Source organism: Streptomyces bullii, from assembly GCF_042657145.1.
Classification (GTDB): Bacteria; Actinomycetota; Actinomycetes; order Streptomycetales; family Streptomycetaceae; genus Streptomyces; species Streptomyces bullii.
Genome location: NZ_JBHSNY010000015.1, coordinates 234,183 through 256,638 on the forward strand (window position 1 = coordinate 234,183; position 22,456 = coordinate 256,638).

At 72.8% G+C, this 22,456-nt stretch carries 22 protein-coding genes and 1 pseudogene; 13 read left to right on the forward strand and 10 right to left on the reverse strand.

Annotated features, from left to right (window positions below):
• Window positions 1-79: 79 nt before the first annotated feature.
• The 3 genes from ACFPZJ_RS35665 (at window position 80) to ACFPZJ_RS35675 (ending at window position 3,949) form a co-directional block, all read left to right on the forward strand.
• Entirely contained in the window at window positions 80-1,051 is a 972-nt protein-coding gene (locus ACFPZJ_RS35665) for a TerC family protein (RefSeq protein WP_381030581.1), read from the forward strand.
• A 595-nt stretch (window positions 1,052-1,646) separates the two neighbouring features.
• Entirely contained in the window at window positions 1,647-2,960 is a 1,314-nt protein-coding gene (locus ACFPZJ_RS35670) for a cation:proton antiporter (RefSeq protein WP_381030583.1), read from the forward strand.
• 275 nt (window positions 2,961-3,235) lie between these two features.
• Window positions 3,236-3,949, forward strand: a complete 714-nt coding sequence (locus ACFPZJ_RS35675; RefSeq protein ID WP_381030586.1) for a GAF and ANTAR domain-containing protein — start codon at window positions 3,236-3,238, stop codon at window positions 3,947-3,949.
• Between the two features lie 231 nt (window positions 3,950-4,180).
• Here ACFPZJ_RS35675 and ACFPZJ_RS35680 read toward each other — a convergent pair whose 3' ends face one another.
• Both ACFPZJ_RS35680 and ACFPZJ_RS35685 read right to left on the reverse strand, forming a co-directional pair.
• Window positions 4,181-5,038, reverse strand: coding sequence for an MBL fold metallo-hydrolase (locus tag ACFPZJ_RS35680; RefSeq protein WP_381030589.1), 858 nt, complete (start codon window positions 5,036-5,038; stop codon window positions 4,181-4,183).
• 30 nt (window positions 5,039-5,068) lie between these two features.
• Window positions 5,069-5,524, reverse strand: a complete 456-nt coding sequence (locus ACFPZJ_RS35685) for a DUF4383 domain-containing protein (protein WP_381030592.1) — start codon at window positions 5,522-5,524, stop codon at window positions 5,069-5,071.
• A 117-nt stretch (window positions 5,525-5,641) separates the two neighbouring features.
• Here ACFPZJ_RS35685 and ACFPZJ_RS35690 point away from each other — a divergent pair, with 117 nt between their 5' ends.
• Complete coding sequence (locus ACFPZJ_RS35690; RefSeq protein WP_381030595.1) at window positions 5,642-6,334, forward strand: catalase family protein; 693 nt, start codon at window positions 5,642-5,644, stop codon at window positions 6,332-6,334.
• Between the two features lie 390 nt (window positions 6,335-6,724).
• Here ACFPZJ_RS35690 and ACFPZJ_RS35695 read toward each other — a convergent pair whose 3' ends face one another.
• Window positions 6,725-6,919, reverse strand: coding sequence for a hypothetical protein (locus ACFPZJ_RS35695; protein ID WP_381030598.1), 195 nt, complete (start codon window positions 6,917-6,919; stop codon window positions 6,725-6,727).
• A gap of 126 nt (window positions 6,920-7,045) precedes the next feature.
• On the opposite strand from ACFPZJ_RS35695, the gene ACFPZJ_RS35700 reads away from it, so the two are divergent.
• The gene (locus ACFPZJ_RS35700; RefSeq protein ID WP_381030600.1) at window positions 7,046-7,951 is read left to right on the forward strand and encodes a LysR family transcriptional regulator; all 906 of its coding nucleotides are present in this window, start codon (window positions 7,046-7,048) and stop codon (window positions 7,949-7,951) included.
• A gap of 159 nt (window positions 7,952-8,110) precedes the next feature.
• On the opposite strand, the gene ACFPZJ_RS35705 is transcribed toward ACFPZJ_RS35700, so the two are convergent.
• Window positions 8,111-8,674, reverse strand: a complete 564-nt coding sequence (locus tag ACFPZJ_RS35705) for an NAD(P)H-dependent oxidoreductase (protein ID WP_381030603.1) — start codon at window positions 8,672-8,674, stop codon at window positions 8,111-8,113.
• A gap of 121 nt (window positions 8,675-8,795) precedes the next feature.
• Between ACFPZJ_RS35705 and ACFPZJ_RS35710 the strand changes: the two genes are divergently transcribed.
• The 4 genes from ACFPZJ_RS35710 to ACFPZJ_RS35725 all read left to right on the forward strand — a co-directional run bounded on the left by ACFPZJ_RS35710 (window position 8,796) and on the right by ACFPZJ_RS35725 (window position 13,242).
• Window positions 8,796-9,458, forward strand: a complete 663-nt coding sequence (locus tag ACFPZJ_RS35710) for a TetR/AcrR family transcriptional regulator (RefSeq protein ID WP_381030605.1) — start codon at window positions 8,796-8,798, stop codon at window positions 9,456-9,458.
• An 81-nt stretch (window positions 9,459-9,539) separates the two neighbouring features.
• A complete protein-coding gene (locus tag ACFPZJ_RS35715) occupies window positions 9,540-10,577 on the forward strand; it encodes a LacI family DNA-binding transcriptional regulator (protein WP_381030606.1) in 1,038 nt (345 codons plus the stop codon).
• Window positions 10,578-10,594: 17 nt separating this feature from the next.
• Window positions 10,595-11,773, forward strand: a complete 1,179-nt coding sequence (locus tag ACFPZJ_RS35720) for a 4-hydroxybenzoate 3-monooxygenase (protein ID WP_381030609.1) — start codon at window positions 10,595-10,597, stop codon at window positions 11,771-11,773.
• 32 nt (window positions 11,774-11,805) lie between these two features.
• Window positions 11,806-13,242, forward strand: coding sequence for a benzaldehyde dehydrogenase (locus ACFPZJ_RS35725; protein ID WP_381030612.1), 1,437 nt, complete (start codon window positions 11,806-11,808; stop codon window positions 13,240-13,242).
• Between the two features lie 15 nt (window positions 13,243-13,257).
• On the opposite strand, the gene trxA is transcribed toward ACFPZJ_RS35725, so the two are convergent.
• A complete protein-coding gene (trxA, locus tag ACFPZJ_RS35730; RefSeq protein ID WP_381030614.1) occupies window positions 13,258-13,635 on the reverse strand; it encodes a thioredoxin in 378 nt (125 codons plus the stop codon).
• Between the two features lie 118 nt (window positions 13,636-13,753).
• Here trxA and ACFPZJ_RS35735 point away from each other — a divergent pair, with 118 nt between their 5' ends.
• A complete protein-coding gene (locus tag ACFPZJ_RS35735; RefSeq protein ID WP_381030617.1) occupies window positions 13,754-15,184 on the forward strand; it encodes a dihydrolipoyl dehydrogenase family protein in 1,431 nt (476 codons plus the stop codon).
• A 15-nt stretch (window positions 15,185-15,199) separates the two neighbouring features.
• Here the strand turns inward: ACFPZJ_RS35735 and ACFPZJ_RS35740 are convergent, their stop codons facing one another.
• Both ACFPZJ_RS35740 and ACFPZJ_RS35745 read right to left on the reverse strand, forming a co-directional pair.
• Window positions 15,200-16,786: an ABC-F family ATP-binding cassette domain-containing protein gene (locus tag ACFPZJ_RS35740; protein ID WP_381030619.1), complete on the reverse strand. Its 1,587-nt coding sequence runs from the start codon at window positions 16,784-16,786 to the stop codon at window positions 15,200-15,202.
• 126 nt (window positions 16,787-16,912) lie between these two features.
• Window positions 16,913-17,560, reverse strand: a complete 648-nt coding sequence (locus ACFPZJ_RS35745) for a peptide deformylase (protein WP_381030621.1) — start codon at window positions 17,558-17,560, stop codon at window positions 16,913-16,915.
• A 133-nt stretch (window positions 17,561-17,693) separates the two neighbouring features.
• On the opposite strand from ACFPZJ_RS35745, the gene ACFPZJ_RS35750 reads away from it, so the two are divergent.
• Entirely contained in the window at window positions 17,694-19,103 is a 1,410-nt protein-coding gene (locus ACFPZJ_RS35750) for a PepSY-associated TM helix domain-containing protein (protein ID WP_381030624.1), read from the forward strand.
• 129 nt (window positions 19,104-19,232) lie between these two features.
• Here the strand turns inward: ACFPZJ_RS35750 and ACFPZJ_RS35755 are convergent, their stop codons facing one another.
• The 3 genes and pseudogenes from ACFPZJ_RS35755 to ACFPZJ_RS35765 all read right to left on the reverse strand — a co-directional run bounded on the left by ACFPZJ_RS35755 (window position 19,233) and on the right by ACFPZJ_RS35765 (window position 20,646).
• Window positions 19,233-19,586 (reverse strand): tetratricopeptide repeat protein, encoded by a 354-nt coding sequence (locus ACFPZJ_RS35755; protein WP_381030627.1) that lies wholly within the window; start codon window positions 19,584-19,586, stop codon window positions 19,233-19,235.
• A gap of 137 nt (window positions 19,587-19,723) precedes the next feature.
• Window positions 19,724-20,164, reverse strand: a pseudogene (locus ACFPZJ_RS35760) (MarR family transcriptional regulator); the annotation flags it as partial.
• Window positions 20,161-20,646, reverse strand: a complete 486-nt coding sequence (locus ACFPZJ_RS35765; RefSeq protein WP_381030630.1) for a MarR family winged helix-turn-helix transcriptional regulator — start codon at window positions 20,644-20,646, stop codon at window positions 20,161-20,163. The pseudogene ACFPZJ_RS35760 and the gene ACFPZJ_RS35765, both read right to left, overlap by 4 nt.
• Before the next feature lie 164 nt (window positions 20,647-20,810).
• On the opposite strand from ACFPZJ_RS35765, the gene ACFPZJ_RS35770 reads away from it, so the two are divergent.
• Together ACFPZJ_RS35770 and ACFPZJ_RS35775 are read left to right on the forward strand one after the other, a co-directional pair.
• The gene (locus ACFPZJ_RS35770; RefSeq protein WP_381030633.1) at window positions 20,811-21,776 is read left to right on the forward strand and encodes a pirin family protein; all 966 of its coding nucleotides are present in this window, start codon (window positions 20,811-20,813) and stop codon (window positions 21,774-21,776) included.
• Window positions 21,777-21,799: 23 nt separating this feature from the next.
• Window positions 21,800-22,138 carry a DoxX family protein gene (locus tag ACFPZJ_RS35775; RefSeq protein ID WP_381030663.1) on the forward strand — a complete coding sequence of 113 codons (339 nt, stop codon included), beginning with the start codon at window positions 21,800-21,802 and terminating at the stop codon, window positions 22,136-22,138.
• Window positions 22,139-22,456 lie beyond the last annotated feature (318 nt).

Genomic DNA, 22,456 nt, shown 5'->3' on the forward strand with positions numbered 1-22,456 from the left:
TTGTTCACCTGTGTGCGGTGGCAGTAAGCGCTGACAACGGCGACGCTGTCGCATCTTCACCCCTGCACCAGGAGTAACAGTGAACGTCTCATCCACCGTCTGGCTGCTGACCGTCGCAGCCCTGTGCCTGCTCGTCGCCGTCGACTTCTTCATCGGCCGCAAACCTCACGAGGTGTCCGTCAGGGAAGCGGGCATCTGGACGCTGGTGTGGATCGTCCTGGCCTGCCTGTTCGGCGTGGGTCTGCTGTACTTCGGTGGGAGCGGGCCCACCGGGGAGTTCTTCGCCGGGTACATCACCGAGAAGTCGCTGAGCGTCGACAACCTCTTCGTCTTCGTCCTGATCATGGCCAAGTTCGCGGTGCCGTCGCAGTACCAGCAGCGGGTGCTGATGATCGGCGTCATCATGGCCCTGGTGCTGCGGGCCGTGTTCATCGCGGCGGGCGCGGCGATCATCTCCGCCTTCTCGTGGGTGTTCTACCTCTTCGGCGCCTTCCTGATCTGGACCGCGTGGAAGCTGGTCCAGGACGCCCGCAAGGAGGAGCACGAGGAGGAGTACCAGGAGAACAAGCTGCTGAAGGCCGCGGAGAAGCGTTTCGGCGTGGCCGACCGCTACCACGGCACCAAGCTGTTCATCACGGAGAACGGCAAGCGGGTCATGACGCCCATGCTGGTGGTGATGCTCGCGATCGGCTCCACCGACGTCCTCTTCGCACTCGACTCGATCCCCGCGATCTACGGCCTGACCCAGGACCCGTACATCGTCTTCACCGCCAACGCCTTCGCACTGATGGGCCTGCGGCAGCTGTACTTCCTCATCGGCGGCCTGCTGAAGAAGCTGGTCCACCTCTCCTACGGCCTGTCGATCATCCTGGGCTTCATCGGCGTGAAGCTGGTGCTGCACGCGCTGCACGAGTCCGGCGTCCACGTCCCCGAGATCAGCATCCCGTTCTCCCTCGGCTTCATCGTCCTCGTCCTGACCGTCACCACGATCACGAGCCTGCGCGTCGCGAAGAGGCAGGAGCGGGAGGGCGTGGAGCGGCAGGGAGTGTAGGGCGAATCGGTCCCGCGGTCCCGCGCGGGTGCGTACCGCCGCGCCCATCGACACCGTCGGTGGACTGCCCGCTCGGACGTGGCGAAACAGGCACGCGGACGTACCGAAACGGCACGCGGGTACGAGGAAGGCCGGTGCGGGGCCGCTGTCGCCGCCCGCGTGGTCGGCGGCGACCCGAGCGGGAATGTCCCCTTCGGCGAGTCCGGCGAGTCCGGCGAGTCCGGCGAGTCCTGCTCGTGCGACGGGTGCGGCGAGTCCGGCGCCTTCGGCGAGGGCTCCGTGTCCTGGCCGCTCATGGCGGCGGCCCGTCGGCCGCCCCCGCACCGGCTCCGTGCAGGGGCGGTGAGGGCCGTCGCGGTGAGGCAGGCGAGCAGGCCGCACACGGCCGGCCAGCCGCCGTGGGTCTGGGCGTGGGTGCCCAGCCACGAGCCCGTGGCACCCGAGGTACGCGCACGTCATGTACGCGGTGGTCAAGCGGCTGCGGGCCTCGGCGCGCAGGGCGTGGATCCGGACCTGGTTGGCCCGCTCGGCGAGCAGCTCACCTGGTCGGGAAGCCCGCCGGCGTCTGACGGCCCCTCGTGGGCACACGTCACCGGTGACCTCGGTTGATTTTCTCTTCACCCTGATCGGGGCCGGTGCGCTCGGCGCGGCCGTGCTGCCCCGGCTCGTGGCCGGCAGACCCCTGTCCCTGCCGCTCGTCTTCCTCGTCTGCGGAGTCCTGGTCCAGTTGCTGGGGGCTCCGCTGCCCGACATCGATCCCGTGGCCGACCGGGCGTGGACGGAACACCTCACCGAGGTGTGCGTGATCATCTCCCTCATGGGCGCCGGACTCGCGCTGAACCGTCCGTTCGGCCGCAACCACTGGCGCGCCACCTGGCGGCTGCTCGGCCTGACCATGCCGCTGACCGTCGCTGCGGTGTGCGTCCTCGCCTGGACCTTGCTGGGCTGGCCGCCGGCCGCCGCCCTGCTGCTGGCGGCCGTGCTCGCGCCCACCGACCCGGTGCTCGCCTCCGAGGTGCGCGTCGGGGCACCCACCGACTCCGAGCACGACGAGGACGAGGTGCGCTTCGCCCTGACCAGCGAGGCCGGGCTCAACGACGGCCTGGCCTTCCCCGTCGTCGCGGCGGCGATCGCCCTGGCCGCCACCGCCGGCGCGGGCCTGTCCGGCGGCTGGACCGGGCACTGGGTGCTGGTCGACCTCGGCTACAAGTGCCTGGTCGGAGTGGCCGCGGGCCTCGCTGTCGGCAAGCTGCTCGGCTGGCTGTTCTTCCGGGCCGGCCGGCGCGCGATGCGGCTGTCCGAACACCGGGAGGGCTTCGTCGCGGTGGGCGCCACGTTCCTCGCCTACGGCGTCACCGAACTCGCGCACGGCTACGGATTCCTGGCCGTGTTCGTCACCGCCTGCCGGATCCGCGCCGCGGAACGCGCCCACGGCTACCACACCGTGCTGCACGACTTCGTGGAGCAGGTGGAGCGGCTGCTGACCGCGGCACTGCTCTTCCTGCTCGGCGTGTTCGTCGCCCAGGGCGGCCTCGCCCCGCTCTCCCCGGCGGGCGCGGCCGTCGGTCTGCTCCTGCTGCTGGTGATCCGGCCGCTGACCGGCTGGCTCGCCCAGTACGGCACCGCCGCCGGCCCCCGGGAGCGCATCGTGATCGCCTTCTTCGGCATCCGCGGCATCGGCTCGCTGTTCTACCTCGCTCACGCCCTCGGCATCGAGGGCTTCCACGTCCCGGCCGGTGAGCTGTGGGCGGTGGTGAGCTTCACCCTGCTCGTCTCGGTCGTCCTGCACGGCGTGACCGCCTCGCCCGTCATCTCCCGCCTCGACCGGCTCCGAGCGCTCCGCGTACGGCTCCGCCGCCGGATGCACCGGGAGCCCCGCGAGGAGGAGGTGGCGGGCGAACGCCTGTGAGCCGGGATCCTGGGGGCGACGCGGCGGGGGCGAACCCCCGGCGAGCCCGTCCGTGAGTGGTCTGTGAGCGCCTGCGAGCGCCTGTGGACGGCGGCCGGGCGGAGTACCCGGAGTCGCCGTGACGACTCCGGGTACTCCGCCCGCATGGTTTCCGCTCAGCACACGGTCGCGGCGTCCCGCCCGCGGCGCCCGCAGCGCGCGGCCGGTCACCCGCGCGCGACCGGCCGTCCCCAGCGCCCTGTCCCGAGTCGGCGGGCACGGGGGAGGAGCGCCGGATGACGGCCGGGGCGACGAAGACGGCACGGCTGGTCGCGGAAGCCGCGGCCGGAGCGGCACTCGAAGAGGTGCCCCGGCGGGTCTGCGCGGCGGTGTGCGAAGGGCTCGGCATGGACGGCACCACCCTGTCCCTGCTCACCGACACCCCCTCCCGCCAGCTGCTCGCCGCCTCGAACGAGGCCGCGCTGCTGCTGGAGGAGATCCAGTTCACCGTGCTGGAGGGGCCCTGCATCAGCGCCGCGCACAGCGGCGAGCCGGTGGCGGTGGACGATCTGCGTCATGAGCTGACGCCCTGGCCGCTGTTCGGGGCGACCGTGCGCGAGCGGCTGCCGCAGGTGGAGTCGGTGTACGCGCTCCCCGTCTTCTTCGGCGACTACGTCCTCGGCTCGGTGGACCTGCTGGCGTGTCGGCCCCACGCGCTCACCAAGGAGGCTCTGGAGCAGACGTCCCAGGTGGCCGACGCGGTCGCGGCGGCCCTCCTGCCGACCCGGCAGATGCTGCTCACCGGGGCCGAGGCGCCGGCCTGGGAACCGGAACAGGTCGTGCGCGCCCACTGGTTCGACACGGCACGCGCCATCGGAGCGCTGGTGGCCCGGCGGGGCCTGAGCCCCGAGAACGCCCTGGCCCTGATGCGCGCCGAGGCGTTCCGCACCGGCAGGTCACTGGCGGACATCGCCACGGACATCCTGCGGGAACCGCCTCCCACGTCGTAGAGCGCGGCCGGCGCGGAATGAGGTACACGGCATGAGGTACCGGATCGGCGCGAGTCTCGCCGGCCGAGCCGGGCACCATCCACGGCGAGCCAGGCACCGCGCCTGGTCGGATTTAGGCAGGAGCCGCGCTCGGTCGGATCAGGCAGGAGTTGCGCACGGTCGGATCAGACAGGAGCCGCGCCTGACCGGGGCCGGCGACACCGCCGGTCACAGGACCGTCGGGAGCCCCGGTCACAGGACCGTCGGGACCGCCCCGGGTTCGGCGGCGAGGCGGGCGTGCTGTCCGTGTCCGCAGTGGACGATCCGCTCGCCGAAACCGATCCGGTCCGCCTCGACGAGGAACTCGGACAGCGCTGAGCGCATCACCGTGTAGTCGCCGTAGTGCACCGGCAGCAGCAGCCGGGGATCGAGACGCCGGGCGAGTTCCGCTCCCTGCGCGCCGTCCATCGTGACCAGGAACCCGCCGGGCAGCAGGGTGCCGCCCAGGTGGAGGACGGCCAGATCGGCGGCCGGGAAGAGCCTGGCGATCTCGTCGAGGCCGTCGTACACCAGCGTGTCGCCGGAGACGTACAGACGCAGCCGGGTGGGGCCCGCGACGGGGCCGAACTCCAGCATGCTGCCCATCACCGGCGGCAGCAGACCGCGCAGCACCCGGTGACCGGCGTGCCGGCCCGGCAGGGCCGTGACCTTGACCTGCGTGTCGCCGTGCTGAAGGGTGAGCCCCTGCCAGGTGCGCATCCCAGCGGTGCGGCGGAAGCCGTGGATCACCCTCAGGCGGCGTGCGGCGTGCGGTGTGGTCAGGACCGGTACGGTGTGGTCCAGGTTCCGGCGGGCCCGGCGGTCCCAGTGGTCACCGTGCAGATGCGACAGCACCACGCCGTCCAGGAGGGGCAACTCCCCGACGTCCACGGCCGGCTCGGTCAGGCGGCGGCTCAGCAGACCGTACCCCAGGTAGGCGTACTGCCCCCGGTGCAGGAAGTTGGGGTCGGTGAGCAGCGTGAGCCGCCCGTACCGCAGCAGAACGGTCGCGTTGCCGATGAAGTGCAGATCGAGCGCGTCGTCGGCGGGGTCGTCCGTGGGACGAGGCATGGTCGGACCTCCGTTCCGGTACCGGGTCGCCTACCGAGCCGTGCCGGCCCGGGCACGGCGGCCGAGCAGCCCGCCCAACGCGATCATGCCGACGCCCAGGGCGAAGTGGAGCCAGTCGTCGGCCGTGTTGACCGGTACGAAGTTGGCCGCGCTGTCGTGGTCGACGACCAGGCCGTAGACCCACAGCGCGAGGTACACGACGCCGCCGCCGATGAGGAACGCGCGGGCGGTGGAGGCGGCGCGGGCCAGGGTGACACCGGCGAGGCCGAACAGCAGGTGGACGAGGTTGTGCAGGACGGACACCTGGAAGACGCCGAGCAGCTTGGCCCGCGAGTCACGCTCGGCGAACTCGAGCGCGTCGTAGTCGGTGGTGATCCCGGGGACGAAACCCAGGAGGCCCACCAGCAGGAAGACCACCCCCACCAGGAGCGCCGCCTGCTGCACGGGAGTCCGGACGTCGGGTGCCCGACGGTGTGTGCCGGTCATGAGCGGAGCCTTTCTCGGGGATGCGGCCCGATGGGCGCGCCTGCTCCGGGTACTCGTCACGCCGGGTACCCCTCACATGCCTCGTCAGCGGGGCCGGGCGCAAAGAAGGAGGCTCACATGAAGGTGGCCTACGCGGTCGCCCGCCGGGTGGCCGGACTGCGCTCGGCGCCGGCCCTGCATCCCGGCGGGGTGATGTGCTCGGGCACGCTGGACGTGCCCGGCACCGCCGACGGCCAGTGGGGCGCGGACTGGCTGGACCGGCCGGGCTCCTACGAGGTGACCGTGCGGTGGTCACGCGCGCTCGGCCTGCCCGGGGCGCTGCCCGACGGGCTGGGCCTGGCGCTGCGGGTCGCGGACGCCGACGGCCCCGGCACTGCGCTGGACCTGCTGCTGACGTCCAGCGGCGCCGGCCGCCTGGGCCGCCATCTGCCGCTGCTGCGGCGCGAGGCGCTGGCAGGCCCGTACTCCACTCTCACGTCGTACCGGACCGGCGCCCGCGAACGCGTGCTGGCGGCCTTCCCGGTACGCGGCACCCACCCCGCGGTGGACGTCGCCCTGCCCGCCCTGAGGCAGGCGCTCTCCCGGGCGCCCGTCCGCTTCGACCTGTGTGCGGCCGGAGCCGGCGAGCCGTGGCGTTCCTTCGCGACCCTGACCCTCGGAGCCGCCCACGCCGTCCCCGAGCGCAGCACGCTGTCCTACGACCCGTACGCCCACAGCCTGCCGGGACTGCGGCCCACCGGCTGGCTGCGCCGCCTGCGCCAGGCCGCCTACGCCGGTTCCCGCGACGGGCGAACCCCGACGGGCCCGTGACCCGGCGCGCCACCCGGGGCGTTCCGGACACCGCCGGCCGGCTCTCTCCCTCGACGCGCTCCTCACCCCCCGGAGCCGGGCGATGCCGGCCCACCCGACCGGAGAGCTGGCGGCGGCCCTGCGCGTCACCGACGGCGTGGGCGCCGACTGGACGCCGCGCGCCCCGATCAGGCTCCTACGCCGACCGGGACGAGCAGGCCGGCACCGAGAACTGCGCCCACTGCCACGCCGCCCTGCGCGCCCGCGGCGTCCACGCCCCGCCGGTCGGCCTCGGCCCCCCGACTACGGCGGCTCCCGGCGCCTGGGCTTGCAGCAGGCCGGACCGCCGCCGTGGTGCGGTGGTTCGACGCCCTGCGGTAGGCGGGGTCCGGCCGGTGCACCGTTCGCGGTTCACAGGGAAGCGGGCCTGCTGCGGGAGACGACACGCGTGCCGCAGCCGTCGACGACGCGGACCTGGAGCGAGCCGCATCCGCAGCGGGCCCACACCGTGCGGCCCGCCGCCGTGGTGTGCCGCGACACCACCTGGAACGGCTCGGCGTCGGGCCAGCCGCAGTGCGGGCAGACTGCGCCGGTCGTGCTGGTCATGGCAACTCCTTGGTCCTCGTGGGTCCGTGGTGGCTGATTCGTCCGTCGCGACACAGCCAAGGGTGCGCCGCCTATCCGTACACGTCCAGGTTGACTTTCCAAACGTCACCGTGAAGCGTGGTCTTCATGATTGACCTGCGCCGACTGCACGTCCTGCGGGCGGTCGCCCACTACGGCACGGTCACCGCCGCCGCCCGCGCCGTGCACGTCACCCCGTCCGCCGCCTCCCAGCAGATCCGGCAGCTCGCCCGTGACCTGGGCGTCGACCTGCTGGAGCCGCAGGGGCGCGGCGTACGGCTCACCCCGGCCGCCGAGAGCCTGCTCGCCCACGCGGACGCCATCCAGGCGCGCTGGGAGCAGGCCGAACTCGACCTGCGCGCCGAACACGGCACGCCGACAGGGCCGTTGCGCGTGACCGGTTTCCCGGTGGCGGTCTCGGTGCTGCTGGCCCCGATGGCGGTGCGGCTGGGACAGCGGTATCCGCGGTTGTCCGTGCGGATCACGGAGGCGGGGGTGCCGGAGAGCTTCGACCGGCTCTTCGAGGGGGAGAGCGATCTGGCGATCGTGGATGCCACGCCGCACAACCCGCCCCTCGGCGACACGCGGTTCGACCAGCAGCCGCTGCTGGACGACCCGTTCGACCTGGTCGTCCCCGAGGATCACCCGCTGGCGGGCCGGGGCCGGATCGACCTCGCCGACGCGGCCCACGAGTCCTGGATCGCTCCGGTGCCGGAGAGCCCCTGTCGCCCGCACGTGATGTCGGCGTGCGGCGCCGCCGGCTTCAGCCCCGACATCGTCCACCACGCCCTCGACTGGAACGTCACCGCCCACCTCGTCGCCCACCGGCTCGGCGTCGCCCTGATCCCGCGCCTGGCCCAGCTGACCCCGCACCTGCCGATCACGCGGCTGCGCTGCACGGGCAACCCGCACCGCAAACTGCTCACCTGCACCCGAGGCGGCGGCCACACCCGCCCCGCCGTCGCGGCGGCCCTACGGGAACTCCACGAACTGGCCCCGACGGCGGTGGCCTGACCTGCCCGGGTGAGTGCGCCGGGGCGCGGCGCGGTCCCCGTGCAGGTCAGGCCACCGACCGCGAACGACCCCCGCCACCCCCGCCACGCCCAGCCACAGAAAAAGGGGGCCGGAGCCATCAAGGCTCCGGCCCCCTGGGGTCGCTCCCGGCGCGGCCGGTCAGGCCGCCGCCGGCTCCGTGGCCGTGCCGTGCAGGCGGGCGATGACCTCGGTCAGCTGCGCGGCGACCTCCGCGTCGTCGACCGGGTGGGTCTCGGCGAAGCGCGTCACCGAGCCGGGGATGGACAGCTTGACGTCCTCCAGCACCTTGCCGCCGGCCACACCCACGGACTTGCGGGTCTCGTCATGCGCCCAGACACCGCCGTACTGGCCGAAGGCGGTGCCGACCACGGCGACCGGCTTGCCGCTGATCGCGCCGGCGCCGTACGGGCGGGACAGCCAGTCGATGGCGTTCTTCAGCACGGCGGGGATGGTGCCGTTGTACTCGGGCGTGAACAGGATCAGCGCGTCGGCGGCGGAGGCGGCCTCACGCAGCCTGGCGGCGGCGGCCGGCACGCTGCCCTCCACGTCGATGTCCTCGTTGTAGAAGGGGATCTCGGCCAGGCCCTCGAAGAGCTGGACCTCCGCGCCCTCGGGGGCGAGCTTCACGGCCGCCTCGGCGAGCTGGCGGTTGTGCGAACCGGCGCGAAGGCTGCCGACGAGCGCGAGGATGCGAACAGACATGCGGAACTCCAAGGTGGTGTGCTGAAATGCTGCCGTAACAATCCGGACCGAGGTCCGTTTAATGTTGTAGCACCTAAGCGGACCGTGGTCCAGTTTTCTTCCCGTGCTTTACCCTGGCTATATGTCCGCTGCCCTGCCGCCCTCCCCGACGCCTGAGGAGCCCGTCGACGGGCACGAGCTGCTCCAGCTCGGTTCCGACGCCGACGAACCGTGCCTGCGGGCCGACGCCGCCCGCAACCGGGCCCGGCTCCTGGAGGCCGCCGCGCGCCTGGTGGCGGAGCACGGCGCGGCCGGTCTCACCATGGAGGCGGTGGCCGTGGCTGCCGCGGTCGGCAAGGGGACGGTCTTCCGCCGTTTCGGTGACCGCACCGGCCTGCTGACGGCCCTGCTCGACCACACCGAGAAGAAGTTCCAGGCCGCCCTGCTCGGCGGTCCGCCGCCGCTGGGGCCCGGCGCACCCCCCGTGGAGCGGCTGCGGGCGTTCGGGTGTGCGCTGCTGCGCCGGTCGCCGGACGAGCTGGAGTTGATGCTGGCGGCCGAACCGAACGCTCAGCGCCGTTTCACCAGCGCACCGCGCCGCTTCCTGCGCGGCCATGTGGCCATGCTGCTGCGGCAGGCGGTGCCGGAGGCGGACTGCGAGCTGCTCGCCCACACCCTGATGAGCCAGCTCGACCCCGCACTGATCCACCACCTCACCCGGCAGTGCGGCATGCCGCTGGAGCGGCTGGAGACCGCGTGGGTCGACCTGGTCGACCGGGTGACGGGCGCCGGCCGGCCCTGCTGACCTCCGGCGGGAGTGCACGGTTTCCTCACAACTCCCCCGCCGAAAGCGCGTGTTGGGGCTTCTGCAAAGATGCCGTACGTCATGGTGCAGATACCCAACACGCCCGCGCCCGCCTCGCCCGCACCCCCGCGCTCCGTGCCCACGAGCGCCGATGTGGCCCGCCTGGCCGGAGTCTCCCGCGCGACCGTCTCCTACGTCCTGAACAACACCAGCGCCGTACGGATCAGCGAGCCCACCCGCCGCCGAGTCCACGAGGCCGCCAGGGAACTCGGCTACGTCCCGCACGCGGCGGCCCGCAGCCTGCGCGCCGGGCACAGCCGGATGGTCCTGATGCCGGCGCCGGCCTTCCCCGTCGGACCGCTGTACAGCCGGTTCATCACCGACCTCCAGAGCGCGCTCAGCCGCCTCGACTACACGGTCGTGCAGTACGGCACGGCCCAGCCGCACGGCGACGAGGCCGCCCGCGCCTGGGCCGAGCTGCGGCCCGTGGCCGTGCTGGTGCCCGGCGCCGGACTCGGGCCCCGGGGCGTGGCGGTGCTCAAGCGCTCCGGCGCACGGGCGGTGGTCACCCTCGGCCCGGAGACGGTGGAAGGGGCGTACGCCCTGCTCGTGGAGCACGAGGCCGTCGGCCACAGCGCCGGCGCCCACCTCTACGACCGCGGCCGGCGCCGGATCGGCGTCGTCGTCCCCCGGCAGTCCGGCCTGGAGGTGTTCTCCGCGCCCCGCCTCGCCGGGGTACGGCAGGCCGTGCGGGGCACGGACGCCACGGTGACCGAGCTGCCGCTCGGCTACGACGAGGCGTCCGCGGCGCGGCTCGCCGCACGGTGGCGGGAGCTCGACCTCGACGCGGTGTTCGCGTACAACGACGAGTACGCGATGCTGCTGATGCGTGCCCTCCAAGACGAGGGTGTGCGGATTCCGGAGGAGACGGCCGTGGTCGGTGCCGACGACCTGATGCTCGGCCGGCTGCTGCGCCCGCGGCTGAGCACGGTCCACCTGGAGCTGCCCTCCGGCCGGGAACTGGCCGAACTGGTCGACCGCGCGGTGCGCGCCCCCGGCGCCCCGCCCGAGACGCACAAGGTGCTGAGGGCCACGGTGGTCCACCGCGACTCCAGCTGACGCACGGGAGGCGTGCCATGCGCACGAAGGTCGGCATCATCGGCGGCGGCCCCGCCGGACTGCTCCTCGCCCGCCTGCTGCACCGGGCGGGCGTCGACTGTGTCGTCCTGGAGAGCAGGACACGGGCCTACGTCGAACAGCGCCAGCGTGCCGGGATGCTGGAGCAGGGCACGGTCGACGCGCTGCGCGAGGCGGGCGCCGCCGACCGGCTGACGGCCGAGGGCCTGGTGCACCAGGGCATCGAGCTGCGCTTCGACCGCGCACGGCACCGTATCGACTTCCCGTCCCTCACCGGCGGCCGCACCGTGACCATCTACGCCCAGACCGAGATCGTGGAGGACCTCGTCGCGCTGCAGCTCGCCGAAGGCCCGCCGCTGCTGTTCGAGGCGGAGGCGGTGACGGTGGAGGGACCGGAGGGCGACGCGCCCGTCGTACGGTTCCTGCACGAGGGCGGAGAGCGGACGCTGACGTGCGAGTGGGTGGTGGGCTGCGACGGCTCCCACGGGATCTCCCGGGGCGCCTTCCCGGCCGGGGCGTGCCGCACGTACGCGCACGACTACCCGTACTCCTGGCTGGGGGTCCTCGCCGACGTGGCCCCGTCCTGCGACGAGTTGATCTACGCACGCGGCGAGCACGGTTTCGCCCTGCACAGCATGCGCTCGCGGCGCGTGTCCCGCCTGTACCTCCAGGTGCCGAACGGCACCGACCCCGCCGACTGGCCCGACGAGCGCGTCTGGGACGAACTCGCCGCCCGGTTCGCGATCGACGCCGACTGGACCCTGCGGCGCGGCCCGATCACCGCCAAGTCCGTGACACCCATGCGCAGTCACGTGCACGAGCCGATGCGGCACGGCCGGCTCCTGCTCGCCGGGGACGCCGCCCACATCGTGCCGCCGACCGGCGCCAAGGGCCTCAACCTCGCCGTGTCCGACGTCCGTGTCCTGGGGCGGGCCCTTGCCGCGTGGCACCGCAACGGTGACACCCAACTCCTCGACCGGTACTCGGAGATATGCCTCGCACGGGTGTGGCAGGCCACCCGTTTCTCCCACGAGATGACTAAGCTGTTGCATGCTCAACCAAATGGGGATGCGTTCGAGCACCGGCTGCAGCTCTCCCGTCTGCGCCGGATCGCCGCGTCCCGCCATGCGGCCGCCGAACTGGCCGCGCACTACACGGGACTTCCGCTCACCCTGTGAGCCGGTGACCGACTGACCGATCGGAGAGCCGTATGCCCCTGCTCGACCCCCGGACCTGGCAGCCCCGCACCCTGGCGGGAGGTGAGTACGGCGTGACCGAGCCCGCCACCGGCGAGACCCTCGGCACCGTCACCCTCGCCACCGCCGAGGACGTGGAGAAGGCCGCCGAGGCCGCCCTCGCCGCCCAGTCGGAGTGGGCGCGCGTCCCCCACTTCGTGCGCGCCGGAGTGCTCCGCAAGGCCGGCGACCTGTTCGCCGCGCACGCCGACGAACTGCGCGCATGGCTGGTGCGCGAGTCCGGCTCCATCCCCGGCAAGGCCGACTTCGAACTGCACGTCGCCGCCCAGGAGTGCTACGAGGCCGCGGCGCTGGCCTCCCGCTCGGCCGGCCAGGTCCTGCCCAGCGAGGCGCCCCGCCTGTCCTACACACGGCGCGTCCCCGTCGGAGTCGCGGGCGTGATCTCCCCGTTCAACGCCCCGCTGATCCTCTCGATCCGCTCCGTCGCCCCGGCCCTGGCGCTCGGCAACGCGGTCGTCCTGAAGCCCGACCCGCGCACGGCCGTCTGCGGCGGACTGTCCCTCGCGGCGGTCTTCGCCGAGGCCGGTCTGCCCGAGGGGCTGCTGCACGTCCTGCCGGGCGGCCCCGACGCCGGACAGGCCCTGGTCGCCGACCCGCGGGTGCCCGTCATCTCCTTCACCGGCTCCACCGCCGCCGGGCGGGCCGTGGGCGAGGCCGCCGGCCGCCATCTGAAGCGGGCGCACCTGGAGCTGGGCGGCAACTCGGCCCTGATCGTGCTGGAGGACGCCGACCTGGACGCGGTGATCTCCACCGCGGCCTGGGGCTCGTTCTTCCACCAGGGCCAGATCTGCATGACGACCGGCCGCCATCTGGTGCACGCGTCCGTCTACGACGAGTACGTGGAGCGGCTGGCCGCCAAGGCGGACTCGCTCGCCGTGGGCGACCCGCACCGCGAGCAGGTCCACCTCGGTCCCGTCATTGACGAGGGACAGCTCGCCAAGATCCACGGCCTGGTCGAGTCCAGCGCCGCGAGCGGCGCCAAGCTGGCCGCCGGCGGCACCCACGAAAAGCTCTTCTACCGGCCGACGGTCCTCGCCGACGCCGACGACCGCACCCCCGCCTACACGGAGGAGGTCTTCGGCCCCGTCGCGCCCGTACGGCCCTTCCGCACCGTCGAGGAGGCGGCCGCGCTGGCCGCCGAGAGCCCGTACGGCCTCTCCCTGGGCATCGTCACCCGCGACCCCACCCGCGGCCTGGACCTCGCTGAGCGGATCCCGACCGGCATCGTCCACATCAACGACCAGACCGTGAACGACGAGGCCGTGGCCCCCTTCGGCGGCATCGCCGCCTCCGGCACCGGCGCCCGCTTCGGCGGCGAGGCCAACCTGGAGGCCTTCACCGAGCTGCGCTGGACGACGGTGCGCGGGGACGTGGCGACGTACCCGTTCTAGAAATCCCCGGGAGGGTCACTCGCCCGGCTGGGCCTGCTGCTCGGCGATCTGCCTGCGGACCTCGTCCATGTCCAGCTTCCGGGCCTGCCCGATGACGTCCGTCAGGGCGGCCTCGGGCAGCGCGCCCGGCTGCGCGAACACGGCGACCTGGTCACGCACGATCATCAGCGTCGGGATCGACTGGATGCCGAAGGCCGCGGCCAGCTCCGGCTGCGCCTCGGTGTCCACCTTGCCGAACACCAGGTCCGGGTTCTCCTCCGCCGCCTTCTCGTACACCGGCGCGAACTGACGGCACGGCCCGCACCAGGACGCCCAGAAGTCGATCAGGACGAACTCGTTGTCGATGACCGTCTGGTCGAAGTTCTCCTTGGTGAGCTCCACGGTGCTGCTCATGGCGTGTATCCCTCTTCCTGGTATCGGGTCAGCCGTCGGCACAACACGGCCGACCGGTCAGGTATTCCGCGCCCCTACCCATGTGGCCACGGCGCACACCACCCACCAGACTGACCCCATGACGGAAACGGATTCGATCGCGTACGACGTCGTGGTCCTCGGGGCCGGACCCGTGGGGGAGAACGTCGCCGACCGCACCCGCGCGGCCGGCCTCTCCACCGCGGTCGTGGAGAGCGAACTGGTCGGCGGCGAGTGCTCCTACTGGGCGTGCATGCCCAGCAAGGCCCTGCTGCGTCCGGTCATCGCCCGGGCGGACGCCCGCCGCGTGCCGGGCCTGCGCCAGTCGGTGCACGGCCCGCTCGACGCGCCCGCGGTCCTCGCCCACCGCGACTACTACACCTCCCACTGGAAGGACGACGGCCAGGCCCGGTGGCTGGACGGCATCGGCGCCGACCTGCACCGCGGACACGGGCGTCTGACCGGCCCGCGCACGGTGACCGTGACCGGCCCGGACGGAACGCGACGGGTCCTGACCGCGCGGCACGCGGTCGCCGTCTGCACCGGCAGCCGCGCCGCCCTGCCCGGGCTGCCGGGGATCGACGAGGTCAGGCCGTGGACCAGCCGCGAGGCCACCAGCGCACCGGCGGTACCCGGACGGCTGGTCGTGGTCGGCGGCGGCGTGGTCGCCACCGAGATGGCCACCGTCTGGCAGGCGCTGGGCTCGAAGGTCACCATGCTGGTCCGCGGCAAGGGCCTGCTGGCCCGCATGGAGCCCTTCGCCGGTGAACTGGTCGCCGAGGCACTCAGCGAGGCGGGCGCGGACGTCCGCACCGGCACCTCGGTCGAGTCGGTGACCCGGGAGAACGGCACCGTGGTGGTCGTCACCGACGCCGGCGACCGCATCGAGGCCGACGAGATCCTCTTCGCCACCGGCCGCGCCCCGCGCACCGACGACATCGGCCTGGAGACGGTCGGCCTGGAGCCCGGCTCCTGGCTCGACGTCGACGACAGCCTCCGCGTCACCGGCCACGACTGGCTGTACGCGGTCGGTGACGTCAACCAGCGCGCCCTGCTCACTCACCAGGGCAAGTACCAGGCCCGCATCGCGGGCGCCGCCATCGCCGCCCGCGCCACCGGCGAGACCCTGCTCGCCGAGGCGTGGGGCGCGCACGCCGCGACCGCCGACCACGCCGCCGTCCCCCAGGTGGTGTTCACCGACCCGGAGGCGGCTGCCGTGGGTCTGTCGCTGGCCGAGGCGGAACAGGCCGGGCACCGGGTGCGGGCCGTCGACGTCGACCTGTCCTCCGTCGCGGGCGCGGGCCTGTACGCCGACGGTTACAAGGGCCGCGCCCGCATGGTCGTCGACCTGGAGGACGAGATCCTGCGCGGCGTGACCCTCGTCGGCCCCGGCGTCGGCGAACTCATCCACTCGGCGACCGTCGCGGTCGCCGGGCAGGTCCCGATCAGCCGTCTCTGGCACGCCGTGCCCTCCTACCCGACGATCAGCGAGGTGTGGCTGCGGCTGCTGGAGGCGTACCGGGACAACTGACCCGGCGCCCGCCGGTCACGCGTACGACACCAGCTGCCGGTACTCCTCGCTCCAGAGGTCCTCGTGCGCCTCCGGCAGCAACAGCACCCGGTCCGGGCGCAGCGCCTCGACGGCGCCCTGGTCGTGGGTGACCATGACGATCGCGCCCGGGTAGGTGCCCACCGCGGCCAGCACCTCGGCCCGGGAGGCCGGGTCCAGGTTGTTGGTGGGCTCGTCGAGGAGCAGGACGTTCGCCCCCGAGTGGACCAGGCCCGCCAGCGCGAGCCGGGTCTTCTCGCCGCCCGACAGGACGCCGACGCTCTTGTCGGCGTCGTCGCCGGAGAACAGGAACGCCCCCAGGACGTGCCGCACTTCACCGTCGGAGAGGTGCGGAGCGACTCGCGTCAATTGCTGACGTACGGTCAGGCAACGGTCCAGGGTGTCGTGTTCCTGGGCGAAGTACCCGAGGCGCAGCCCGTGGCCGTGGACCACCCGGCCGCTGTCGGGCGTGTCATGGCCCGCCAGGATGCGCAACAGGGTTGTCTTTCCCGCACCGTTGGGCCCGAGCACCACCAGACGGCTGCCCCGGTCCACGGCCAGGTCGACGCCGCGCAGGACGCGCCGACCGCCGTACGACCGGGTCAGGCTGACCGCGCCGAGCGGGACACGGCCGCAGGGCGCCGGCTCGGGCAGCCGGATGCGGGCCACCTTCTCGGTGCGCCGGACCGGTTCGAGCCCGGCGAGCATGCGGTCGGCGCGGCGGGCCATGTTCCGCGCGGCGGTCGCGGTCGCCACCCGGGCGCGCATCTTGTCGGCCTGCGCGTGCAGGGCCGCCGCCTTGCGCTCGGCGTTCGCCCGTTCCCGCTCCCGGCGCCGCTCGTCCGCCTCCCGGCGGGCCAGGTAGGTGTCCCAGCCGGTGTTGTGAAGGTCGAGGGCGGCGCGTGCCGGGTCCAGGTGGAAGACGCGGTTCACGGTGGCGGCGAGCAGGGCGGTGTCGTGGCTGATCATCACCAGACCGCCCTGATGGCCCGTCAGGAAACCCCGCAGCCAGGCGGTCGAGTCGGCGTCCAGGTGGTTCGTCGGCTCGTCCAGCAGCAGCGTGTCATGGCCGGCGAACAGGATCCGGGCCAGCTCCGCACGCCGGCGCTGACCGCCGGACAGGGCGGCGAGCGGCCGGTCCATGACCTGCGTCGGCAGGCCGAGGCCGGCGGCGACCCGGGCGGCCTCCGCCTCCGCCGCGTAGCCGCCGCGGGCCTGGAACTCGGCCTCGGCCCGCACGTACGCGTTCATCGACCGCTCCGTCCCGTCGGCCATCGCCGCCTCGGCGCGGCGCAGCGCGCGGACCGCACGGTCCAGGCCGCGCGCGGACAGGACCCGGTCGGCGACGGTCACCGACTGGTCGGCGGCGCGGGAGTCCTGGGGGAGGTGGCCGACATCGCCGGTGCGGACGACGGTGCCGGCGGCGGGCCGCACCGTGCCCGCCAGTGTGTTCAACAGGGTCGTCTTTCCGGCGCCGTTGCGGCCCACCAGGCCGATGCGGTCGCCGGGGGAGACGTGGAAGGAGATGCCGGACAGCAGCAGACGCGCGCCGACGCGCACGTCGACATCACGAACGGTGATCATGAGAAGACGCTCCGAACAGGCAAGAGGACACACGGGTGGCGTGGAAGCGGGTCCTCGGCTAGGAAATTCGGGGCGTCGACATACGGGCACCGTAACGGAGACGCCCTGCTGGACGCCTCCGGTTTTTCAGCGCGGCAGCTGGAAACCCAGGGCCGCCGCGGCCTCCTCCGGCGTCGGCTGCGCCCAGCGCTCCGCGACCGCCTGGTGAGACGAGAGCGAGCGCAGTTCGGCCCGGTCCAGGTACAGCGTGCCGTCGAGGTGGTCCGTCTCGTGCTGGACGATCCGCGCGGGCCACCCGGTGAACACCTCGTCCACCGCACGCCCCTGCTCGTCCTGCCCGGTCAACCGCACCTGCGCGTGCCGCGCCACCACCGCCTGCCAGCCCGGCACACTCAGACAGCCCTCGAAGAACGCGGCCCGCGCGGCACCCACCGGCTCGTACGACGGATTGACCAGCACCCGGAACGGCTGCGGCACCCGGCCGCGCGCCACACGCACCTCCTCGGGCACCGGCGCCGGGTCCTCGATCACCGCGATCCGCAGGTCCACACCGACCTGCGGCGCGGCCAGCCCGACACCCGGCGCGGCGCGCATGGTGATGCGCAGCGCCTCGACGAACCGGGCCAGCAGCGCGGGGCCCAGCTGACCGTCGTACGGCTCGGTGCCCCGCCGCAGCACCGGGTCACCGGCCGCGACGATCGGCAACGCACCGTCGGCGGCGAGGAGTTCCTCGACCCGCTCGGCCACCGGCACCCGCCCACTCGCACTCCCCATCGCGTCAGGATGCCACGGCACTCCGCACCCCCGTGTGGCACACACCACATACGCATCCCGGGAACTCGGCACGCCTTCGGCCCGACTCCTGCATCACCACGGCCACGACGACGTCCCCGGGAGAACCCCGCCGATGACCACCGCTCCCTCGACCGCCAAGGACGAGGCCCCCCAACCCCCCGCCGCGGCACCGCCGAAGAGCGGCTGGGCCCCACTGCGCCCCCTGATCCTGCGCCTGCACTTCTACGCCGGCGTGCTGGTGGCACCGTTCCTGCTCGTCGCCGCCGTCACCGGGCTGCTGTACGCCGCCTCGTTCCAGGCGGAGAAGATCGTCTACGACCATGAGCTGACCGTCCCCGTCGGTGACCGTGCCCTGCCGGTCTCCCAGCAGGTCGCCGCCGCCCGCGAGGCCCACCCGCAGGGCACGGTGACGGCCGTGCGCCCCGCGCCCGAGCCCGACGCGACCACGAGGGTGCTGCTGTCCGGCGTCCCGGGCGTCGACGCCGACCGCACCCTCGCGGTGTTCGTCGACCCGTACACGGGGAAGGTGCGCGGCGCCCTCGAACAGTACGGCTCGACCGGCGCGCTGCCGCTGCGTGCCTGGATCGACGAACTCCACCGCGATCTGCACCTCGGCGAAACCGGCCGCCTGTACAGCGAGTTGGCGGCCAGCTGGCTCTGGGTGATCGCGGCCGGCGGTCTGGTGCTGTGGTTCTCCCGGCGCCGTGCTCTGCGCACGGTGCGCGGCACCGGCGGGCGCCGCCGCACCCTCGGTCTGCACGGGACCCTCGGCGTCTGGGCCGCGGCCGGGTTCTTCTTCCTCTCGGCGACCGGTCTGACCTGGTCGGCGTACGCCGGAGCGAACATCGACGAACTGCGCACCTCGCTCGGCCAGGCCACCCCGTCGATCTCGGCGGCGGCGGGCGGCGAGCACGCCGGCCACGGCTCCGCGGCCGGTTCCGGCGGGGGAGGCGAGCACGGTGTCGGCCTCGACGAGGTTCTGGCCGCGGCGCGCGTCGAGGGCCTGGGCGACCCCGTGGAGATCGTCCCGCCCGCCGACGCCGACTCCGCGTACGTGGTCAAGCAGGTCCAGCGCGGCTGGCCCACCAAGCAGGACGCGGTCGCCGTCGACCCGGCCGACGGCGAGGTCACCGACGTGCTGCGGTTCGCCGACTTCCCGGTCCTCGCCAAGCTCACCCGCTGGGGCATCGACCTGCACACCGGCGTCCTGTTCGGCCTCGCCAACCAGATTGCCCTGATGCTGCTCGCGTTCTGCCTGATCCTGCTCATCGTGTGGGGCTACCGCATGTGGTGGCAGCGCGGCCGGGACTCCGCCTTCGGCCGTCCGATCCCGCGCGGCGCCTGGCAGCAAGTGCCGCCGCAGGTCCTCGTGCCCCTGCTGGCGGTGGTCGCCGCCGTCGGCTACCTCGTCCCGCTGCTGGGCATCCCGCTGGCCGCTTTCCTCGCCGTCGACATCGCCCTCGGCGAGATCGCCTACCGGCAGGGGCGGCGGTCGTACGGGGGAGAGGCGGCGGCGAAGTAGGGCTCTGCCCTCGTGTGCAGCCGGTTCCTGCCTGCGTGCGTCGCCGAATCCGGCCTGCGTACGACGCCGGTGCCCGGCTCCGTGACGGAGCCGGGCACCGGCGTGGTTACGGGTCGGGTCCCCGGGGGCTCAGGCCTGCTCGAAGTCGCCCGCGAGGGCCGAGGCGATGCGCAGATGCGACTCCGCCTCCTCGTGCCGTCCCTGCCGCTGCAGCGTGCGGCCGAGCATCAGCCGGGCGTAGTGCTCCACCGGGTCGCGCTCGACGATGACACGCAACTCGGCCTCAGCACGGCGCAGTTGGGCCGAGTGGTAGTAGGACCGGGCCAGCAGCAGGCGCGGTCCGGTCTGCTCCGGAACCTCCTCGACCAGCCCGACCAGGACACGCGCCGCACCGGCGTAGTCCCTGGCGTCGAAGAACATCCGCGCGCGCTCCCAGCGCTCGGCGGGCGTTCCGTGGGCGTAGTACGCCGAGTCGTACCTCATGTCCACTGTGACCTCCTTCGAGGCCGACAACGGACGGAGATAGTTCAATATTCCACTACCTGCTTCCGCTGTCCGTCAAGGCGGTCATGGCTGTCGTGGCGGTCGTCGCGGTCGTGGTGGTGGGCAGTCGCGGTGGCAGTCAGGGCGGTCAGTTCCGCGTTGGCGCGCTCGGTGATGTGGGTGAGTACCCGGCCGGCGACGGCCAGGTCCTCGGCCGGGAGGCCGGCGTAGATCCTCGCGGTGATGGGGCGGGTCTCGGTCGAGACCCGCTCGTACAGCCGCCGTCCGGCGTCCGTGATCCGCACCTGGGACGGCGCTTCCTCCGGTGCCAGCAGTTGCCCGGCGATCAGCTCGTCGATCACAGTGTGCGCGTCCGCCGCATCGATCTTCAAAGTGCCGACCATGCCGTCGACGAGACGGTCCCGCTCGGCCGCCCCGTCCGCGACGGCGGCGAGCCGGAGGGCGACGGACTGCTGGAAGGTGGCGCCGTGGCGAGCCAGCACGGTTTCGAGGACCGCGCGGCTCGCGTAGTGGGCCAGGCCTATGACGCGGGGGTCGACGAGGGGCGTAGTGGTCATGGCTGCTCCGTCTCGGGGTCGTTGAACGGATCAAGAGAGGTGTCGAGCAGGACCGTCAGGTCACGGGTGAACTCCCGTGCCCGTGGGCTGTCGAGGCCGCCGAGCGGCTCCAGCAGTTGCTGGAGCAGTCCCTGGACGACCCCGATCGCCCGCCGGGTGACCTCGCGGCCCTCGTCCGTGAGCGCCAGTTGCACGGCGCGCGGGTCGCGCGGGTCCCGGGTGCGCTCCAGGAGTCCGGCGGACTCCAGGGTCCGGGCCAGCTTCGACACGTAGAGGGGTTCGAGCCCGGTGTGGTCGGCGAGGCGGCGCTGGCTCGGACGCTCACCGGAGCGCCGCATCGCGTACAGCGAGGCCACCAGCGCGTACTGCGCGTGGGTCAGTCCCAGCGGAGCGACCGCCCGGTCGACCGCCACACGCCACTTCATCGACAGACGCCAGACCAGGAACCCGGGTGTCGCGCCCTCGAACGAACTCGAACTCATGCAAATACAGTACATGGCTACTATGTACATGGCTACTATATCTGGGTCGTCGTCTTCCGGGCACCGCTGTTCGTGCGGCAGCCCGCAGAGGTCATGGACTGCTGGGGGCTGTCATGGCCTGCCACGGGCTGACGTGGGTGCGGCGGCGGGGCTAGGTTGGCGGCATGAGCAATCTTGAGCGCGAGGCGGTGCCCACCGTATGCGGCGGCCGGGGCTTCGTGGTCGCGGAGCCCGTGCGGGAACTCCTCAGCCCGCGCCGTGTCCGACTCGGCGAGTCCACCGAGGTCCGACGGCTGCTGCCCAACCTGGGCCGCCGCATGGTCGGCGCCTGGTGCTTCGTCGACCATTACGGCCCCGACGACATCGCCGACGAGCCCGGGATGCAGGTGCCGCCGCATCCGCACATGGGGCTGCAGACGGTGAGCTGGCTGCACGAGGGCGAGGTGCTGCACCGCGACTCGACCGGCAGCCTCCAGATGATCCGCCCCCGTGAGCTGGGCCTGATGACCTCCGGCCGGGCGGTCAGCCACTCCGAGGAGAGCCCCAGGCCGCACGCCCGCCTCCTGCACGGCGCGCAGCTGTGGGTCGCCCTCCCGGACCCCCACCGCCACACCGACCCGCACTTCGAGCACCACGCGGACCTCCCGGTGGTCACGGCCCCGGGCCTGAGGGCCACGCTGATCCTCGGCGGCCTCGACGGGGCGACCTCGCCGGGCACGACGTACACGCCGATCGTCGGCGCCGACCTGGCCCTCGCGCGCGGCACGGACGTACGCCTCCCGCTGGAGCCGGACTTCGAGTACGCGGTGTTGTCCATGTCGGGTGAGGCCCACGTGGACGGCGTGCCGGTGCAGCCGGGCTCGATGCTCTACCTCGGGTGCGGCCGCACCGAACTCCCGCTGCGCGCGGAGTCGGACGCGGGTCTGATGCTCCTGGGCGGTGAGCCGTTCGAGGAGGAGCTGATCATGTTCTGGAACTGGATCGGCCGGACCCAGGAGGAGATCGAGCAAGCGCGCCGGGACTGGATGGAAGGCTCCCGGTTCGGAGAAGTGAAGGGGTACGACGGGGCTCCACTGCCCGCACCGGAACTGCCGCCGACGCCTCTGAAGCCGCGAGGCAGGGTCCGCTGACCTGCAGGAATGCCCAAGGACTGCTGGCGATCGTGTTCGTGATGGCCGGCGCTGCAAAGCTCGGGGGCGCTGACCAGATGATCGAGCTCTTCGAAGACATCGGGGTTGGGCAGTGGTTCAGGTACGTCACCGGAGTCGTGGAGGTCATCGGTGCGCTTGGTCTGCTCGTGCCGCGCTTGGCCGGTCTCGCCGCGCTGGGGCTGGTCGGGGTGATGCTCGGCGCGGTGATCGCAAATGTTTTCATCGACAACTCCATGCTTGAGGCGGTCGCCCTGCTGCTGCTCGCTGCCGTTGTCGCGTGGGGCCGCCGTGATCGCACGGCCGTTCTGTTCCGCCCTAAAAGCGCCGCCGAGGTCGTCTGAGCGGGCGCAGCCTCCGAGCGATCCGCGTTAAGCCGCATCGGAACTACTCGTATAGCTCTCGCTCCCGACTCGGAAGTCGACTAACGAGCTCGTGCATGGTAGGCGTTGAGACGTCGAGGATGACGGCGGGGCGCAGTGCTCACATCTGCCGTGTCGGAATCAGGTCTGCTGTCTGCTGATGGGACAGCAGGCCGGCGACGGCTTGAACGATGTCGCTGATGTGCTCGCGGCGGCCAAGGTGGCGGGCGAGAGCCCGCCAGTTTTTCAGGTGGGCGATGCCGTGCTCGACGCGAATACGCCGTGACGAATGCGCCTTGC

Excerpts from the sequence above, each read along its gene's own strand:
- ACFPZJ_RS35675 (WP_381030586.1), top strand. The coding sequence starts at position 3,236 with ATGACGGCCGGGGCGACGAAGACGGCACGGCTGGTCGCGGAAGCCGCG.
- ACFPZJ_RS35680 (WP_381030589.1), bottom strand. The coding sequence starts at position 5,038 with ATGCCTCGTCCCACGGACGACCCCGCCGACGACGCGCTCGATCTGCAC.
- ACFPZJ_RS35685 (WP_381030592.1), bottom strand. The coding sequence starts at position 5,524 with ATGACCGGCACACACCGTCGGGCACCCGACGTCCGGACTCCCGTGCAG.
- ACFPZJ_RS35690 (WP_381030595.1), top strand. The coding sequence starts at position 5,642 with ATGAAGGTGGCCTACGCGGTCGCCCGCCGGGTGGCCGGACTGCGCTCG.
- ACFPZJ_RS35695 (WP_381030598.1), bottom strand. The coding sequence starts at position 6,919 with ATGACCAGCACGACCGGCGCAGTCTGCCCGCACTGCGGCTGGCCCGAC.
- ACFPZJ_RS35700 (WP_381030600.1), top strand. The coding sequence starts at position 7,046 with ATGATTGACCTGCGCCGACTGCACGTCCTGCGGGCGGTCGCCCACTAC.
- ACFPZJ_RS35705 (WP_381030603.1), bottom strand. The coding sequence starts at position 8,674 with ATGTCTGTTCGCATCCTCGCGCTCGTCGGCAGCCTTCGCGCCGGTTCG.
- ACFPZJ_RS35710 (WP_381030605.1), top strand. The coding sequence starts at position 8,796 with ATGTCCGCTGCCCTGCCGCCCTCCCCGACGCCTGAGGAGCCCGTCGAC.
- ACFPZJ_RS35715 (WP_381030606.1), top strand. The coding sequence starts at position 9,540 with ATGGTGCAGATACCCAACACGCCCGCGCCCGCCTCGCCCGCACCCCCG.
- ACFPZJ_RS35720 (WP_381030609.1), top strand. The coding sequence starts at position 10,595 with ATGCGCACGAAGGTCGGCATCATCGGCGGCGGCCCCGCCGGACTGCTC.
- ACFPZJ_RS35725 (WP_381030612.1), top strand. The coding sequence starts at position 11,806 with ATGCCCCTGCTCGACCCCCGGACCTGGCAGCCCCGCACCCTGGCGGGA.
- trxA (WP_381030614.1), bottom strand. The coding sequence starts at position 13,635 with ATGAGCAGCACCGTGGAGCTCACCAAGGAGAACTTCGACCAGACGGTC.
- ACFPZJ_RS35735 (WP_381030617.1), top strand. The coding sequence starts at position 13,754 with ATGACGGAAACGGATTCGATCGCGTACGACGTCGTGGTCCTCGGGGCC.
- ACFPZJ_RS35740 (WP_381030619.1), bottom strand. The coding sequence starts at position 16,786 with ATGATCACCGTTCGTGATGTCGACGTGCGCGTCGGCGCGCGTCTGCTG.
- ACFPZJ_RS35745 (WP_381030621.1), bottom strand. The coding sequence starts at position 17,560 with ATGGGGAGTGCGAGTGGGCGGGTGCCGGTGGCCGAGCGGGTCGAGGAA.
- ACFPZJ_RS35750 (WP_381030624.1), top strand. The coding sequence starts at position 17,694 with ATGACCACCGCTCCCTCGACCGCCAAGGACGAGGCCCCCCAACCCCCC.
- ACFPZJ_RS35755 (WP_381030627.1), bottom strand. The coding sequence starts at position 19,586 with ATGAGGTACGACTCGGCGTACTACGCCCACGGAACGCCCGCCGAGCGC.
- ACFPZJ_RS35765 (WP_381030630.1), bottom strand. The coding sequence starts at position 20,646 with ATGAGTTCGAGTTCGTTCGAGGGCGCGACACCCGGGTTCCTGGTCTGG.
- ACFPZJ_RS35770 (WP_381030633.1), top strand. The coding sequence starts at position 20,811 with ATGAGCAATCTTGAGCGCGAGGCGGTGCCCACCGTATGCGGCGGCCGG.